Source organism: Rhizobium sp. SG_E_25_P2, assembly GCF_029892285.1.
In the GTDB taxonomy this organism is placed as follows: Bacteria; Pseudomonadota; Alphaproteobacteria; order Rhizobiales; family Rhizobiaceae; genus Rhizobium_E.
On sequence record NZ_JARXVM010000016.1, the window covers coordinates 17,173 to 33,537 of the forward strand.

Genomic DNA, 16,365 nt, shown 5'->3' on the forward strand with positions numbered 1-16,365 from the left:
CCCAATGGAACGACAATAGCGGCGCGCCGCTTACGGGAGGTTAATGCCCCTGGTCGTCATCCACCGTCAACAGCCCCTCGACGCTTTCCGTCTCCAGTTCGACCAGCCAGAGATCGGGATCGAACTTCGCCTCGCGGAGGATCACCGCCTCGACAGCGGAGCCGTCGCCATGACGCACGCGGATCTCGAAACGGCGATCGCCCGAATTCTCCTCATCAAACACGCTTTGCGGCGCGGGACCGTAGAGGGTTTCAAAGCCATCGCGGGCGCGGGTACGGATGAAGATCGCGCCGGCTTCCGCCGCGCCCTTGCGCTCCACAGCGGCAAAACCGCCGGATGAAAAGACACGGCGGATGAGAGCTGAGACGAAAAATTCGGATGTGACGCGCATGGCTATTCCTTAGGAGCAATCCCGGCGCCTGTCAAAACGCCCGGCCGCAACACCGATATCACCGCTCGGTGAACAGCGATTTTAACCGTGAGGATGTCGAGGAAAATTCAGGTGCCACCCTGCGATCGCCGGCGCGCTTCTTCTTGATGTCGAAGGCCATCAGCGCCGCTTCATGAAAAGCGGAGGCAAGAAGCGGCAGTTTTCCCGGATAGGCGGCGCAATCTCCGATTGCATAAAGACCCGGGTACTGAGTCTCAAAGGTCGCTGTGGACACAGCCAGAGCGCCTTGAACATTGCGCGCTGCCTGCGGCAGAGCGAGCGGCGATATGTTCTGCATTGCCAAAGCGCCGAGGCCCGTGGCGAGCACGACGCGCGTTGCGCGCAGGCTGTCTCCGCTGGTCAGGCCTAGCCGGAAGCCTTCGCTTTCTGCTGCCACGGCGGTGATCTGGCAGTCAAACCGGAAAATGGGGGAAAAGGCGTCGAGCTGCCGCAGCAGCCGGTCAATAATCTCGCCGGCCTCGACGACGGCATGGCCCGGCATGTCATAGACCGGCTTGTCGGCGTAGAATTCAGCGCATTGGCCGCCGGCGGTCGCACGGCTATCGATCAACAATGGCGAGACGCCATGCAGGCCGAGCTGAAAGGCGGCCCACAGGCCGGCCGGGCCGGCGCCGACAATGACGACCTCATGGATCGCGTCATCGGCGCCGGAATTCTCCATCAATCGACGAAGGCGCGTTCGATGACGAACTCGCCCGGCTTGTTGTTGGCGCCTTCATTGAGGCCCGCATCGATCAGCAGCTGCTTGGTTTCCTTGAGCATGGCGGCGGAACCGCAGATCATGCCGCGATCCACGGCGGGATCGAGCGGCGGCACGCCGAGATCGGTAAACATCTTGCCCGAACGGATATTGTCGGTGATGCGGCCCTTAAACGGATAGTCTTCCCGCGTCACGGTGGCGTAATGCTTGAGCTTATCGCCCACTACTTCGCTCAGGAATTCGTGGTTCTTGATTTCCTCGATCAGGTCGAAGCCATATTTCAGCTCGGCCACGTCGCGCGTCGTGTGGCAAAGAATGACTTCCTCGAACTTTTCATAGGTCTCGGGGTCGCGGATCAGGCTGGCAAACGGCGCGATGCCGGTGCCGGTCGAAAACATGTAAAGCCGCTTGCCGGGAAGCAGCGCGTCATTCACCAGCGTGCCCGTCGACTTTTTGCGCATCAGCACCGTGTCGCCGACCTGGACATTCTGCAGATGCTGGGTCAGCGGACCATCCGGCACCTTGATCGAGAAGAATTCCAGTTCCTCATCCCAGGCGGGGCTGGCGATCGAATAGGCGCGATAAACAGGCTTGCCTTCGACCATCAGGCCAATCATCGCAAACTCGCCGGAGCGGAAGCGGAAATCCTGCGGTCGCGTCATGCGGAAGCGAAACAGCCTGTCCGTATAATGCTGTACGGCGGTCACGGTTTCGGCATAGACGCCCGCCGGAATGGCGGAGACGATTTCTGGATTGGTGGCGGGCGCGTTCATGGAGCTTGGATCCTCGGACATTCTTTCTATCTCTGGCGGCGCTGATAGACCATTCAAAGCGGAACTTGAAGGTAGGGATTTCCACCGCAACCGGCTCCCATGGAATAGGCTTTCAAACTCGCGGTTTCCACACTCTTTCAGGCCATATATCTCGTTCTCCTGTGTCGCGCCAGCGTCCGGGCCCTGCGGCCTTTGGCAGCGGTCGAGATAAAACGGTCATATTCAAGGCGTAGCTGGTTGCGCCTCGTCTTTCAAACAGTGTCCATTCGAACCAACAGAGGATGCGTCCATGTTTTTCAATCCGTCGATTTGCCCGACCCGTCGCGCCGTGCTCAAGAGCCTGGCCGCCGGAACGACTTTGATCATGCTGCATCCCTTCGCGGCCCGCGCCGCCGCCAATCAGGCGCATCTCCGCCTGATGGAGACGACCGACATCCATGTCGCGCTTTACCCCTACGATTATTACGCCGATGGCCCCGACGACAAGCAGGGCCTCGCCCGCACCGCCTCTATCATCGACACTATCCGCGCGGAAGCCGGCAATTCCATGCTGATCGACAATGGCGACTTCCTGCAGGGCAATCCGCTCGGCGATTACATCGCCTATGAGCGCGGCATGCAGAATGGCGAGATCCATCCGGTCGTCAAGGCCATGAACCTGCTCGGCTATGATTGCGGCACGCTCGGCAATCACGAATTCAATTACGGCCTCGATTATATGTTCAACGTGGTCAGAGGCGCGACTTTCCCTTACGTCTGCGCCAATCTGACCAAGGGCCAGCTGGCGTCAGATCCTCTCAAGGACGAGTTATTCTTCCCGCCCTACAAGATCGTTGAAAAGAACATCAAGGACGGCGCCGGCAAGGACGCGGTGATCAAGATCGGCTTCATCGGCTTCGTGCCGCCGCAGATCATGGTCTGGGATTCCAAGAATCTCGAGGGCAAAGCCAATACCCGCGACATCGTCGAGGCGGCGCGCGCCTGGGTGCCCCGGATAAAGGAAGACGGCGCCGACATCGTCGTGGCGCTGTCCCATTCCGGCATCGACGCCACCGGCCAGAAAGAGCGGATGGAAAACGCCTCGCTTTATCTCGCCGGCGTCGAAGGCGTCGACGCCATATTCACCGGCCATCAGCATCTCGTCTTTCCCGGCCCGAAAACCTGGGACGGCATGGCGGGCGTCGATCCCGTCAAGGGCGCGTTGCAGGGCAAGCCGGCGGTGATGGGCGGCTTCTGGGGCTCGCATCTCGGGCTGATCGACCTGCTCATCGAACAGGACGGCGGCCGATGGAAGATCGTCGATTTCACCTGCGAAGCCCGGCCGATCTATCATCGCGAGGACAAGAAGGTCGTCGCCGACGTCAAGGACAAGCCGGAAATCATCGCCGCCGTCAAGCCGGAGCACGAGGCGACGCTGGCCTATGTCCGTCGCCCGGTCGGCAAGACGTCGGCGCCGCTCTTCTCCTATTTCGCGCTGGTCGCCGACGATCCCTCGGTGCAGATCGTCAACAACGCCCAGACCTGGTATGTGGCGGATCTCTTCAAGGACGGCGAGTTCAAGGATCTGCCGCTTCTGTCGGCGGCGGCGCCGTTTAAATCAGGCGGACGCGGCGGCCCTGACTATTACACCAATGTCGCGACCGGCGACATCGCCATCAAGAATGTCGCCGATCTCTACCTTTATCCCAACACGCTGCGGGTGGTGGCGATCACCGGCGCCGAGGTGAAGAACTGGCTGGAAATGTCGGCCGGTATCTTCAACCGCGTCGAACCGGGCGCTAGGGATGTCGATCTCATCAATCCGGACTTCCCGTCCTACAATTTCGACGTTATCGACGGCGTCACCTATGAGATCGATCTCAGCCAGCCGGCGAAATATGACAAGGACGGCAATCTCGTCCAGGCCGAAGCCAGCCGCATCAGAAACCTCTCCTTTGCGGGCAAACCGATCGATCCGACGCAGAAATTCGCCGTCGCCACCAACAATTACCGCGCCGGCGGCGGCGGCAATTTCCCTGACATCAAGGACGACAAGGTGATCCTCGCCGCGCCCGACACCAACCGGGACGTTTTGGTGCGCTACATCATGCGCGAGGGAACCATCAACCCGACTGCGGACGGAAACTGGCGCTTCACACCCGTTGCGGGCGCGACCGCCATTTTCGAAACCGGCCCCAAAGCGCGTGATTTCCTGACGAGCATCAAGGATGTCAAAATCCAAGACGCGGGCGACGGTAAGGACGGTTACGCAAAATTCCGACTGGTGCTCTGACCCAGAATTCTTTGCGCGTGAGCCGGCGGTTTCGACCGCCGGCTTCGTTGACGTGGACGCGGCTTGGGTTCATTCTTTTTGTCGAGAAAATACAAAGGGAACTCGCCATGTCCGCCACTCTCGCGACCGTTCATCGCCACGACAACCTGCCCTTCTATGAAGAGCGCGTCGACCTCGCCTGCGCCTTCCGCTGGACCGCCCGGCTCAACATGCACGAAGCCGTGGCCAATCACTTCTCGCTCGCCGTCAACGATGACGGCAGCCAGTTTCTGATGAATCCCAACCAGAAACATTTCTCGCTGATCTCCGCCTCCAGCATGCTTCTGCTCGACGCCAATGATCCCTCGACCATGGACCGTCCCGACGCGCCGGATCCGACAGCCTGGGGCCTGCATGGCTCGATCCACCGGCTGTTGCCGCATGCGCGCTGCGTCATGCATGTGCATTCGATCTATTCCACCGTGCTCGCCTCGCTCGCCGACAGCCGGCTGCTGCCGATCGACCAGAACTGCGCCACCTTCTTCAACCGCTATGTGATCGACAATGATTACGGCGGACTGGCTTTCGAAGACGAAGGCGCGCGCTGCGCCCGGCTGATGCAGAACCCCAAGCATCGCGTGATGATCATGGGCAATCATGGCGTGCTGGTCATCGGCGACAGCGTCGCCGACACGTTCAATCGCATGTATTATTTCGAACGCGCCGCCGAGACCTATATCAAGGCGCTGCAGACCGGCCAGAAATTGCGCGTGCTCTCCGACGAAGTCGCCGAGAAGGTCGCTGAGGAAATCGAGGATTATCCCGGCCAGTCCGAACGGCATTTCGAGGATCTCAAGATCCTGCTGTCGCGCCAGGAACCCGACTTCCTGAATTGAGCCCCGACTCTCTGAATTGAGCGCATCTTGCCGCGCTCATGAGAACAGCCGCCGGATCGGCCGATCCGGCGGCTGTTTTCGTTCGCGAATTTCGGGGCGGTTTACTTGCCTTGCCCGGCGATCTCTGCGAGCTGCGTCATCAACATGGCGGCCGCCGCCATGCGCTTTTCGGGCTTGGGCAGATCGCGCGCCAGGAACAGCGAATGATCGGGGCGGATCTTGGCGATCGTGCCCTGCCGGGAGATGAACTGCACAAGCCCGGCCGGATTGGGGAAGATCCTGTCGCGGAACACCACGACGAGACCCTTGGGACCCGCCTCCACCTTTTCGACATTGGCCGTGCGGCACAGCGTCTTGATATAGACGATCTTGAGCAAATGTTCGGTTTCCGCCGGCATCGGGCCGAAGCGGTCGATCATCTCGGCGCCGAAGCCGTCGATTTCCTGGAGATCGCTGAGTTCGCCGAGACGGCGATAAAGCTGCATGCGCAGATGCAGATCCGGCACATAGGCTTCGGGGATCATCACCGAGACGCCGGTGATGATCTGCGGCGACCAGCCGCTGTCGGTCACCTGTTCCTCGCCCTTGATCTCCAGCACCGCCTCTTCGAGCATCTGCTGATAGAGTTCGAAACCGACTTCCTTGATATGGCCGGACTGCTCCTCGCCGAGCAGATTGCCAGCGCCGCGCAGATCGAGATCGTGGCTGGCAAGCTGGAAGCCGGCGCCGAGCGTGTCGAGCGATTGCAGCACTTTCAGGCGCTTGTCGGCCATGGTCGTCAGCGTCTTGTTGACCGGCAGCGTGAACAGCGCGAAGGCGCGGACCTTGGACCGGCCGACGCGGCCGCGGATCTGGTAAAGCTGGGCAAGACCGAACATGTCGGCGCGATGCACGATCAGCGTATTGGCCGTGGGAACGTCCAGTCCTGATTCGACGATCGTGGTCGACAGCAGAACATCATATTTGCCGTCATAGAAGGCGTTCATGATGTCGTCGAGTTCGCCCGCCGGCATCTGGCCATGCGCCACCGCCAGCTTCAGTTCCGGCACCGCCTCGCGCAGGAAAGTCTGGATCTCCTCGAGATCTGCGATGCGCGGGCAGACATAGAAGCTCTGGCCGCCGCGAAAATGTTCGCGCATCAGCGTCTCGCGGATCACCAGCGGATCAAACGGCGAGATAAAGGTGCGCACCGCCATGCGGTCGACTGGCGGCGTGGTGATCAGCGACAATTCGCGCACGCCGGTCAGCGCCAGCTGCAAGGTGCGCGGAATAGGCGTCGCAGACAGCGTCAGCACATGCACGTCGGATTTCAGATCCTTCAGCCGCTCCTTGTGTTTGACGCCGAAATGCTGCTCTTCATCGACGATCAGCAGGCCGAGATTGGCGAATTTGACGCCAGAACCGAGCAGCGCATGCGTGCCGACCACGACGTCGATCTTGCCTTCGGCCAGTTCCTTCTTGGTCTCGTTCAGCTCCTTGGCCGTCACCAGACGCGAAGCCTGCCGCACCTTGAGCGGAAAACCCTTGAGACGTTCGGAGAAGGTCTTGAAATGCTGGCGCGCCAAAAGCGTCGTCGGCACGACGACGGCGACCTGTGCGCCGTTCATGGCGGCGATGAAGGCGGCGCGCAGCGCCACCTCGGTCTTGCCGAAGCCGACGTCGCCGCAGACCAACCGGTCCATCGGACGGCCGGCGCCAAGATCGTCGCGCACGCTGTCGATCGCGCCTGCCTGATCCTCGGTCTCGTCATAGGGGAAGCGGGCGGCGAATTCGTCATAGATACCGTCGGGCGCGATCAGCGGCGGCGCCTGGCGCATCTGCCGTTCGGCGGCGATACGGATCAGCCCGCCGGCCATGTCGAGCAGCCGCTTCTTGAGCTTGGCCTTGCGCGCCTGCCAGGCGACGCCGCCCAGTTTGTCGAGTTGCGCCTCGGTCTGCTCAGACCCGTAACGCGACAGGAGTTCGATGTTTTCCACCGGCAGGAACAGCTTGTCGCCGCCGGCATATTCGAGCTGCAGGCATTCATGCGGCGCGCCCGCCGCTTCGATGGTCACCAGCCCGACGAACCGGCCGATGCCATGCTCGGCATGCACCACGATCGAACCTTCGTCGATCGACGAGGCTTCGGTGATGAAATCGGCATTGCGCTTGCGGCGCTTGCCGCGTCGCACAAGGCGATCGCCGAGAATGTCCTGCTCACCGATGATGATCAGTTTGCCGCATTCAAAGCCGCTTTCGAGCGACAGCACCGTCGCGCCCGCTTCGCCCGGCTTCAGTTTCATCGCCGCATCGAGGTTCGCGACCGGAACCACGCGCTCCAGCCCATGCTCCTGCAGCACCTGCAACAGACGGTCGAGCGAACCTTCGGTCCAGGCAGAGACCACCACCTTGTCGCCCTTGGCGCGGTGATCGGCGATATGACGCACGGCGGCGTCAAACACATTGATGCGGTCTTCGCCCTCCTGCTCGCCGGCGCGCGCCCAGCGCATGCCGGGACGGGCTGAGAGCGCAACGACCTTGCGCGCCTCGCCCTCATGCTCGTTGAACGGCGTGATGCGGATTGCGCCGCGACCGCGCAGCTCCAGCATCACCTGTTCGCCGGAGAGATAGAGCTGGTCCGGCGGCACGGGCTTGTAGGGCGCGCCTTGGCTCAGGCCCTTTTTGCCGGAGCCGGCGTCGCGCCGCGCCTCATAATAGTCTGAGATCAGCGTGAAGCGCTCATTGACCGATTCCTGCAGCGTGTGATCCACGGTCAGGCGGAAGCAGGCGAGATAGTCGAACAGCGTCTCCAGCTTCTCATAGAACAGCGGCAGCCAATGCTCCATGCCGGCAAACCGCCGCCCCTCGGAGATCGCCTGATAGAGCGCATCGTCGCGGGTTGCGGCGCCGAACAGGGTCAGATAGGCCTTACGGAACCGGCTGATCAGATCAGGCGTCAGCGACACTTCGCTCATCGGGTTCAGCGAAATCTGCTTCACCTGGCCCGTGGTGCGCTGGCTGGCGGGATCGAAGCTGCGGATTGTCTCCAGCGTGTCGCCGAAGAAATCCAGCCGCATCGGCTCGGCCTCGCCGGGCATGAAGAGATCGAGAATGCCGCCGCGCACAGCGAATTCGCCGACTTCGCGCACCGTCGCAACCCGTTCGAAGCCGTTCTTCTCAAGCCGGATGGCGATCTCGTCCATCTTCAGCATCTGGCCCGGCTTGGCGGAAAAGCCCATGGCCGAGATCGCGTCGCGCGGCGGCAATTTCTGCACCAGCGCATTGGCCGTCGTCAGCACGATGGCCGGATGCGGCTTGGCCTGATGCTGGATCAGCCCACTGAGCGCCGCCAGTCTCCGGGCGGAGACATCCGTGCCAGGCGACACGCGGTCATAGGGCAGACAGTCCCAGCCCGGCAGCACCAGCACCGGAATTTCCGGCGCATGGAAAGCGATCATCTGTTCGAGATCGGCGATCTTCTGGCCATCGGACAAGACATAAGCGATCGATCCGCCGGCGCGGGCGAGCTCGGCCAGCACCAGCGCCTCCAGGCCCGGCGGCACATGGCCGATGGAAAAGCTCTTCTCATCGGCGAGAATTTTCCGGGGATCGAAATCCGGGATCATGCGGATGTCCTTGAGAGTGCCGGGGCGAACGCAGTCGCTGTCGGACGGGAGAGATGGCAGAGCGGCGCAGAAATCGGGACAACAGGCCCCAAGGTGGCGTCACACCACAGGCTTGAAGGCTTCCTCGGGACGGAAGGCCAGAATGCGCTCAAACAGCGGCGTCTTCAGATGCTCCGGCAACGGTTTTTCTCCCGACACCCACTTGAACAAATCATTGTCGTCTTCGCCGAGAACGCGTTCGAACTCGGCGAGTTCCTCGCCTTCCAGCGTCTTCAGCTCGGTGTCGGCGAATTGGCCGAGGATCAGGTCCATCTCCCGGATGCCGCGATGCCAGGCGCGAAACAGGATGCGGCGGCGATGGGGATCGAGATCAGCGGTGGTCAAGGTCGTGCCAGTCATCGGCGTGGTGATCCTCTCATGATATGGGCCGTCTATATCCCTTGGAAACTTGCTTGTCAGCCTTGCAAATCCACCTTCGACAGCCGAAATTGTGTCCATGCGTCCCTCCATTCTCGATCCCTTGTTCGCCCCCCTCGCCTCACTGCCCGGCATCGGGGCAAAGACCGGCGAACTCTATGCCCGGCTGCTCGGCCGCGACAGCCTGGAGGACTGCCGGATCATCGATCTCTTGTTCCATGTGCCGCACAGCCTGATCGACCGTCGCAAACAGCCCGGCATCGCGCTCGCGCCGCAAGGCGCCATCGTCACCGTCACCGCCCGCGTCGACCGCCACCAGCCGCCGCCCAAGGGACAGTCGAACCAGCCCTATCGGGTGTTCCTGCAGGATGATACGGGGGAACTCGCGCTGGTGTTCTTTCGCGCCAAGGGAAACTGGCTGGAAAAATCGCTGCCAGTCGATGAAACCGTGATGGTCAGCGGCAAGGTCGACTGGTTCAACGGCCGCCCCTCCATGGTCCATCCCGATCACATGGCGCGATTGTCCGAGGGCGAGAAGCTGCCGCTGGTCGAGCCCGTTTATGGCCTCACCGCGGGCCTGTCGCCCAAGATGTTGCGCAAGACAATCGAGGCCGCCATCTCCCGCGTGCCGGCGCTACCCGAATGGCTCGACGATGCATTGATCCAGAAACAGAGCTTCCTGCCGACCGCAGAAGCGCTCCGTTTGATCCATCATCCGCGCGACGAGCACGACATCGATCCACAGGCGCCAGTGCGGCGCAGGCTCGCCTATGACGAGTTCCTCGCCGGCCAGGTGTCGCTCGCGCTGGTGCGCTCGAAGCTGAGAAAAGCGCCGGGCGTTCCGGTCAAGCCGACGGGCCTGTTGTCGAGCCAGGTGCTGGCGGCCCTGCCTTTTTCGCTGACCGGCAGCCAGACCTCGGCGATCGCCGATGTGCTCCGGGACATGGCCGGCGAAGACCGCATGCTCCGGCTGTTGCAGGGCGATGTCGGCTCGGGCAAGACCGTGGTGGCGCTGATGTCGATGCTGGCGGCGGTCGAGGCCGGCGGCCAGGCCGTGCTGATGGCGCCAACGGAAATTCTCGCCCGCCAGCATCACGCCACGATCAGCCAGATGGCGCGCATGACCGGCCTCACCATCGAAATTCTCACCGGCCGCACCAAGGGCCGAGAACGTGAAGAGATCCTCGCTCGCATCGCCTCGGGCGAGGCAAACATCGTCATCGGCACGCATGCGCTGTTTCAGGATACGGTCAATTACGCCAATCTGCTGCTGGCCGTGGTCGATGAGCAGCACCGTTTCGGCGTCCATCAGCGCCTCCGGCTCACCGCCAAGGGCGTGTCGCCGCATATGCTGGTGATGACCGCGACGCCCATTCCACGAACCCTGGTGCTCGCCGCCTTCGGCGACATGGACGTCTCCAAGCTGACCGACAAGCCGGCCGGTCGCAAGCCGATCCAGACGGTGATCGTGCCGGGCGAACGCATCGGCGATATCATCGCCCGCATGCGCGCCGCCGTCGCCGAGGGCAAGAAGATCTACTGGATCTGCCCGCTCGTCGAGGAAGACGAGGAAAGCGAGCTGATGAGCGTCGAGGAGCGCCACGCCGTGCTCGCGAAAAGCTTCGGCGCGCAGGCGGCGCTGATCCATGGCCGCATGAGCGGGCCGGAAAAAGACGCGGTGATGATGGGCTTCAAGAATGGCGAGACCCGGCTTCTGGTGGCGACCACCGTCATCGAAGTCGGCGTCGACGTGCCGGACGCCACGATCATGGTGATCGAGCATGCCGAACGCTTCGGTCTGGCTCAGTTGCACCAGCTGCGCGGCCGCGTCGGGCGCGGATCGGAAGCCTCGAGCTGCATTCTGGTCTACAAAGGAAAGCTCAGCCAGAATGGCGAAGCGCGGCTGAAAATCATGCGCGAGACCGAAGACGGCTTCGTGATCGCCGAGGAGGATCTGCGCCTGCGCGGCGAAGGCGAATTGCTGGGCACCCGCCAATCGGGAACGCCGGGCTTCGCCATCGCCAGCCTGGAGGCGCATGGCGATCTGCTCGAAATCGCCCGCAAGGACGCGCATTATCTCTTGGACCGAGATCCGGATTTGTCGTCACCGCGTGGCGAGGCCGTGAGGACGCTGCTCTATCTCTTCCGGCGCGATGAAGCGATCCGCTTCCTGCATGCCGGCTGATCAGCCGTCGAGGGCTGCGCCTTTCGGCTTCCAGTCCGGCGGGATCAGGCCGGCTGAAATCAACAGCTTGGCGGCGTCTTCGGGGCTCATGTCGAGTTCGATGACTTTGGAGCGTTCGACATAGATGAGAAAACCGGCCGTCGGCACCGGCGTCGGCGGCAGGAACACCGCCACCATGTCCTTCAACCCTTTTTCCGCAAAACGATGGCCGAGCTCGCCGCGCACATCGGCGGCGATGAACACCATCGACCAGCTTCCCGGCCCCGGAAATTCGATCATGCCGACTTTCTTGAACGAGGTGCTGCGCTCGGCGAACACCGTCTCGAACAACTGCTTCAGCGCCTTGTAGAGCGAGCGCACCAGCGGCGTCCTGTCCATGATCGATTCGCCGAATTCGACGATCGAACGGCCGATCAGGTTCTTGGCGAAGGTGCCGATCAGCATGATCATGATCACCGCGATCAGCAGGCCGAAACCGGGAATGGCGAATTTGATATAGTTTTCGGGATTGTACCGATAGGGAATATAGGGCTTGACCCAGCTGTCGGCCCAATGGATCAGCGTCCAGGTCAGCCAGATCGTAATCGCGATCGGCGCGCAGATGATCAGGCCCGTCAGAAAATTGTTGCGGAGCCGCACGCCGAAAGTCGGCTTATGCGGCGCGGGGTCTGGCGTGTGGGGATCCTGGGTCATCAGGTCCCCTGTTTAACGCGACTTTTCCGCGCTGCACAAGATTTTTATGATCACTCGACCGTGACCGACTTGGCGAGGTTTCTCGGCTGGTCGACATCCGTGCCCATGAACACGGCGGTGTGATAGGCGAGCAACTGGATCGGCAGCGAAAAGATCATCGGATGGATCGCCTCATCCATATCCGGCAGCACGATCGTCGCCATGGTCTTGAGGTCGCTGGCTTTTGCGCCCTTCTCGTCGGTGACGAAGATGATCTTGCCGCCGCGGGCGGCCACTTCCTGCATGTTGGACACGGTCTTCTCGAAGAAGCGGTCATGCGGGGCGATCACGATCACCGGCATGGTTTCGTCGATCAGCGCGATCGGTCCATGCTTGAGTTCGCCGGCCGCATAGCCTTCGGCATGGATATAGGAGATTTCCTTGAGCTTCAGCGCGCCTTCGAGCGCAATCGGATAGCTGGTGCCGCGACCGAGATAAAGCACATGCTTAAATTTCGTGAGATCACGGGCGAGCACCTCTATCTGGGGCTGAATACGGTTGAGGACCGCGCTCATGATGCGCGGCATTTCGGCGAGATGGCCGACCAGCGCCCGTTCCTCGGTCTCCGTGAGCGTTCCGCGCTGACGACCGGCGCGGATGGCGAGCGCGGCCAGCGCCGTCAACTGGCAGGTGAAGGCCTTGGTCGAGGCGACGCCGATCTCGGGGCCGGCAAGGATCGGAAACACCGCATCCGCTTCACGGGCGATGGTCGATTCCTTGACATTGACCACCGCGCCGATCGACAATCCCTGCTCCCGGCAATAGCGCAGCGACGCCAGCGTATCCGCCGTCTCGCCCGATTGCGAAATGAACAGCGCCGCCGATCCCTTGGTGAGCGGCGCGTCGCGATAGCGGAATTCGGAGGCGACGTCGATTTCCACCGGCAACCGCGCATAGCGCTCGAACCAGTATTTCGACGTCAGGCCCGCGAGATAGGCGGTGCCGCAAGCGGTGATCGCGAGACTGGTAAGCTTGGCGAAGTCGATGCCGTCATTCAGCTCGCGCACGCCGCCTTCGGTGAAATCGATATAGTGGCCGAGCGCATGCGACACGGCTTCCGGCTGCTCATAGATTTCCTTTTCCATGAAGTGACGGTGATTGCCCTTGTCGATCAGATAGGCGCTCGCCGAGGAGATGCGGATCGGCCGCGACACCGGATTGCCGTCGAGATCGAAAATATGCGCGCCGCCGGCGCCCAGCACCGCCCAGTCGCCGTCTTCGAGATAGGCGATGCGATTGGTGAAGGGCGACAGCGCGATGGCGTCCGAGCCGAGGAACATTTCCGTGTCGCCATAGCCGATGGCGAGCGGCGGCCCAGAACGCGCCGCCATGATGGTGGAGGGATCGTCCTGAAAGATCACCGCCAGCGCATAGGCGCCGGTCACGCGGCGGAGCATGGCGTGCATCGCTTCACGGCGGCCCATCCCATCACGACGGAATTTCGCCAGCAATTGCGCGGCGACCTCAGTGTCGGTCTGGGTCTGGAAGACTACGCCTTCGGCAGCAAGCTCCTTCTTGATCTCGGAAAAATTCTCGATGATGCCGTTGTGAACCACGGCGACGCCGTCGACGAAATGCGGATGCGCATTGGTTTCCGTCGGCGCGCCATGGGTGGCCCATCGGGTATGCGCGATGCCGATCTTGCCCGGCAACGGCTCGGCCGCCAGCTTCTGTTCGAGATTGACGAGTTTGCCTTCGGCGCGGCGGCGTTCCAGTCTGTTGTCATGGATCGTGGCGACGCCAGCGGAATCATAGCCGCGATATTCCAGCCGCTTCAGCGCATCCACCAGCCGCGCCGCCACCGGCTCCACGCCCACGATCCCGACAATCCCGCACATATTCCGCTCCTGCCTGCAGTCACTCTGAAATTGGTCTCTACCAATTTCCGATTTCATGCTGCGACTTGTGGCCGGATTTTCGGCGCGCGGCAACGCCCCGCGCATCAAATTCGGTTTCGTGCGTTAACGAGCGAGCGAAATTACGTTGCAACCGAAACGATTACGGGGGTGGGTTGGTAGCGACGTATCAGAAGCGTTTCGCAGATATCCTGCACGTGCAAGCTCGACCTTGTTGAGTCACATCAAAACGGTGTGTTAGAATGGCTATGCAGCAGCCAAACAAAAGCTATAGGGTTTTACGCATGAATATGCAGGCCATGGCTAGACCTGAGTCAAGCACATGCTCCCCCCATTCCAGGGTCTCATAGCCCATAGCCGTGTAAAAGGGATGCGCCGTGACCGATGAATGCAGGCGCAGTTCCTTAATTCCTCTCTCTTTTGCAGCGTGTTCAAGCTGCGTGACCAGGGCTTTTCCGACACCTTGGCGAGCCGCGTTCGGGGCAACGTAACATGCCCGCAACTCTTCATTCGCGATGACAATTGCGGCAAAGCCTACGAGTTCCCTTTGGTAAAACGCCACGAAACGCAACTCACCTTCGGGATTGGCGTTAAACTTAGCCACCGACTTTTCTGTTACTGGCAACGGTGCCCAATGCGCCACAATCTCGGCAGAGTAGTCGCGCGCGGCTGTCATGCGCACGGCTGAATGGTGAGCTTCTAGCGCATCGCGCGCATCGTCTGGCCTGATGGGTCGAATTACCAAAGTCATACAATAAAGGTAGCACGTCCTGCGGGGCTGGTCATATGTAGGTTTTCTGTTCTGTTACTATTCAGCCCCTTGTTCGGTTGAACGGTGAATGTTTGCGACGGAGAAAGCAGCAGCGCCTGGACCAGGGGCGTGACCGGGGGAGTCGGGCTCCCCCGGCTGTGGCGACAGCCTCGCCGTCCAACAGGAGGTTATGCGATGAGGCAATTGCCATACAGCATAACGCTTACTCTTAGAAGAAGCCGGAGCGGCTGGTCCTTGTCTCTCCGGATCTCATATAGGAAGTGAGTCCCGGCAGGCGGAGTTCGCGCTCCGCCTGCCACTCCTGAAAATACGCGACTTCAGGCATGGTTGCAAGGTCAGCCCTTGCTCGCCGCCTTCTTCGCCTTCTTGATCGCCTCGTTGCGCGCCATGATCTCGCGGCCATAGCCTTCCTTGGTCACCTGCCGGGCGCGGCCGAAGGCGGCGGCGCCGTCGGGGACATTTTCAGTGATGACGCTGCCTGACGCCGTCAGCGCACCCTCGCCTATGCTGACGGGAGCGACCAGCGAACTGTTGGAGCCGATGAAGGCGTCGGCGCCGATGCGGGTCTCGTATTTGTTGAAGCCGTCATAGTTGCAGGTGATCGTGCCTGCGCCGATATTGGCGCGCGCGCCGACCACGGCGTCGCCGATATAGCTGAGATGGTTGACCTTGGCGCCCTCGCCGATCTCAGCTTTCTTCACCTCGCAGAAATTGCCGACCTTGGCGTTGGCGAGCAGCTTCGCCTCCGGCCGCAGCCGCGCGAAGGGTCCAACGGACGCGCCGGAGGAAATATAAGCGCCTTCGATATGCGAGAAGGCGTGGATGACCACATTGGCCTCCACCGTCACGCCCGGCCCGAAGATCACATTTGGCTCGATGGTCACATCCTGGCCGATCACCGTGTCAAAGGAGAGGAACACCGTTTCGGGCGCAATCATCGTCACCCCCGACACCATCAGCTCCCGCCGCTTGCGCTTCTGCCAGATGGCTTCGAGGTCTGCGAGTTCGGCGCGATTGTTGCAGCCCGCAGCCATCTCAAAGGAGGCTTCGACGGTGGCCGACCGGCCGCCTTCGGCGCGGACGATTTCGACGAGGTCGGTGAGGTAATATTCACCCTTCACATTGGCGTTGCCGATCTTGCGCAGCAGCGACGCCGCCTTTGCGCCATTGATCGCCATCAGGCCCGAATTGCAGAAATCGATCCGCCGCTCATTGTCGTTGGCGTCTTTCTCCTCGCGGATGGCGACGAGTTCGCCGTCCTTTTCGAGCAATCGCCCATACCCGGTCGGAGACGGCGTCCGGAAGCCGATGACGGCGAGGTCATATCCCTCATCCAGTTTGGCGCGGGCGGCGGCAAGCGGGCCCGCCTCGATCAGCGGCGCGTCGCCATACGCGACGAGCACTGCGTCATAGCCGGTCTCGATTTCACTCGCCGCCATCAGCACGGCGTGTCCCGTGCCGAGACGCTCAGTCTGTTGAAACACCGTCACCGGCAGCTTGCCGGTCGAAGCCGCCGCTGCAACTGCGTCGCCGTCACGGCCGACAATGAGGGCGATCTTGTCGGCGCCGCTTTCATCCAGCGCCGCCACCACATGCGAAATCATCGGTCGGTTGCCGATCGTGTGCAACACCTTTGACTTGGACGATTTCATCCGCGTGCTGTCGCCGGCGGCCAGAACCACGGCCAGAACTTTTCCCGACATGCCGAATCTCCCTCTTCTGTTTGG

The 16,365-nt window shown here is 61.6% G+C and carries 12 protein-coding genes; 3 read left to right on the forward strand and 9 right to left on the reverse strand.

Annotated elements, in window-relative coordinates; all coding sequences use genetic code 11:
* Positions 1-40 precede the first annotated feature (40 nt).
* The 3 genes from M2360_RS20025 to M2360_RS20035 are packed head-to-tail and all read right to left on the reverse strand — an operon-like array spanning position 41 to position 1,924.
* Complete coding sequence (locus M2360_RS20025; RefSeq protein WP_280777093.1) at positions 41-391, reverse strand: DUF1491 family protein; 351 nt, start codon at positions 389-391, stop codon at positions 41-43.
* Positions 392-449: 58 nt separating this feature from the next.
* The gene (locus M2360_RS20030; protein WP_280777213.1) at positions 450-1,112 is read right to left on the reverse strand and encodes an FAD-dependent oxidoreductase; all 663 of its coding nucleotides are present in this window, start codon (positions 1,110-1,112) and stop codon (positions 450-452) included.
* Complete coding sequence (locus tag M2360_RS20035; RefSeq protein WP_280777094.1) at positions 1,112-1,924, reverse strand: ferredoxin--NADP reductase; 813 nt, start codon at positions 1,922-1,924, stop codon at positions 1,112-1,114. Before M2360_RS20035 ends, M2360_RS20030 begins: the two co-directional genes overlap by 1 nt.
* A gap of 289 nt (positions 1,925-2,213) precedes the next feature.
* On the opposite strand from M2360_RS20035, the gene M2360_RS20040 reads away from it, so the two are divergent.
* Positions 2,214-4,196: a bifunctional 2',3'-cyclic-nucleotide 2'-phosphodiesterase/3'-nucleotidase gene (locus M2360_RS20040; RefSeq protein WP_280777095.1), complete on the forward strand. Its 1,983-nt coding sequence runs from the start codon at positions 2,214-2,216 to the stop codon at positions 4,194-4,196.
* A gap of 107 nt (positions 4,197-4,303) precedes the next feature.
* Positions 4,304-5,071, forward strand: coding sequence for a class II aldolase and adducin N-terminal domain-containing protein (locus tag M2360_RS20045; protein ID WP_280777096.1), 768 nt, complete (start codon positions 4,304-4,306; stop codon positions 5,069-5,071).
* Positions 5,072-5,172: 101 nt separating this feature from the next.
* Here the strand turns inward: M2360_RS20045 and mfd are convergent, their stop codons facing one another.
* Positions 5,173-8,676 (reverse strand): transcription-repair coupling factor, encoded by a 3,504-nt coding sequence (mfd, locus tag M2360_RS20050; RefSeq protein ID WP_280777097.1) that lies wholly within the window; start codon positions 8,674-8,676, stop codon positions 5,173-5,175.
* 99 nt (positions 8,677-8,775) lie between these two features.
* Positions 8,776-9,075, reverse strand: a complete 300-nt coding sequence (locus M2360_RS20055) for a succinate dehydrogenase assembly factor 2 (RefSeq protein WP_280777098.1) — start codon at positions 9,073-9,075, stop codon at positions 8,776-8,778.
* Positions 9,076-9,172: 97 nt separating this feature from the next.
* On the opposite strand from M2360_RS20055, the gene recG reads away from it, so the two are divergent.
* A complete protein-coding gene (gene recG, locus M2360_RS20060) occupies positions 9,173-11,278 on the forward strand; it encodes an ATP-dependent DNA helicase RecG (protein ID WP_280777099.1) in 2,106 nt (701 codons plus the stop codon).
* Here the strand turns inward: recG and M2360_RS20065 are convergent, their stop codons facing one another.
* The 4 genes from M2360_RS20065 to glmU form a co-directional block, all read right to left on the reverse strand.
* The gene (locus tag M2360_RS20065) at positions 11,279-11,971 is read right to left on the reverse strand and encodes a DUF502 domain-containing protein (RefSeq protein ID WP_280777100.1); all 693 of its coding nucleotides are present in this window, start codon (positions 11,969-11,971) and stop codon (positions 11,279-11,281) included.
* Positions 11,972-12,021: 50 nt separating this feature from the next.
* A complete protein-coding gene (gene glmS, locus M2360_RS20070; RefSeq protein ID WP_280777101.1) occupies positions 12,022-13,848 on the reverse strand; it encodes a glutamine--fructose-6-phosphate transaminase (isomerizing) in 1,827 nt (608 codons plus the stop codon).
* A 286-nt stretch (positions 13,849-14,134) separates the two neighbouring features.
* Positions 14,135-14,542 carry a GNAT family N-acetyltransferase gene (locus M2360_RS20075; RefSeq protein WP_170976478.1) on the reverse strand — a complete coding sequence of 136 codons (408 nt, stop codon included), beginning with the start codon at positions 14,540-14,542 and terminating at the stop codon, positions 14,135-14,137.
* A 431-nt stretch (positions 14,543-14,973) separates the two neighbouring features.
* A complete protein-coding gene (gene glmU, locus M2360_RS20080) occupies positions 14,974-16,341 on the reverse strand; it encodes a bifunctional UDP-N-acetylglucosamine diphosphorylase/glucosamine-1-phosphate N-acetyltransferase GlmU (RefSeq protein ID WP_280777103.1) in 1,368 nt (455 codons plus the stop codon).
* Positions 16,342-16,365: the final 24 nt, after the last annotated feature.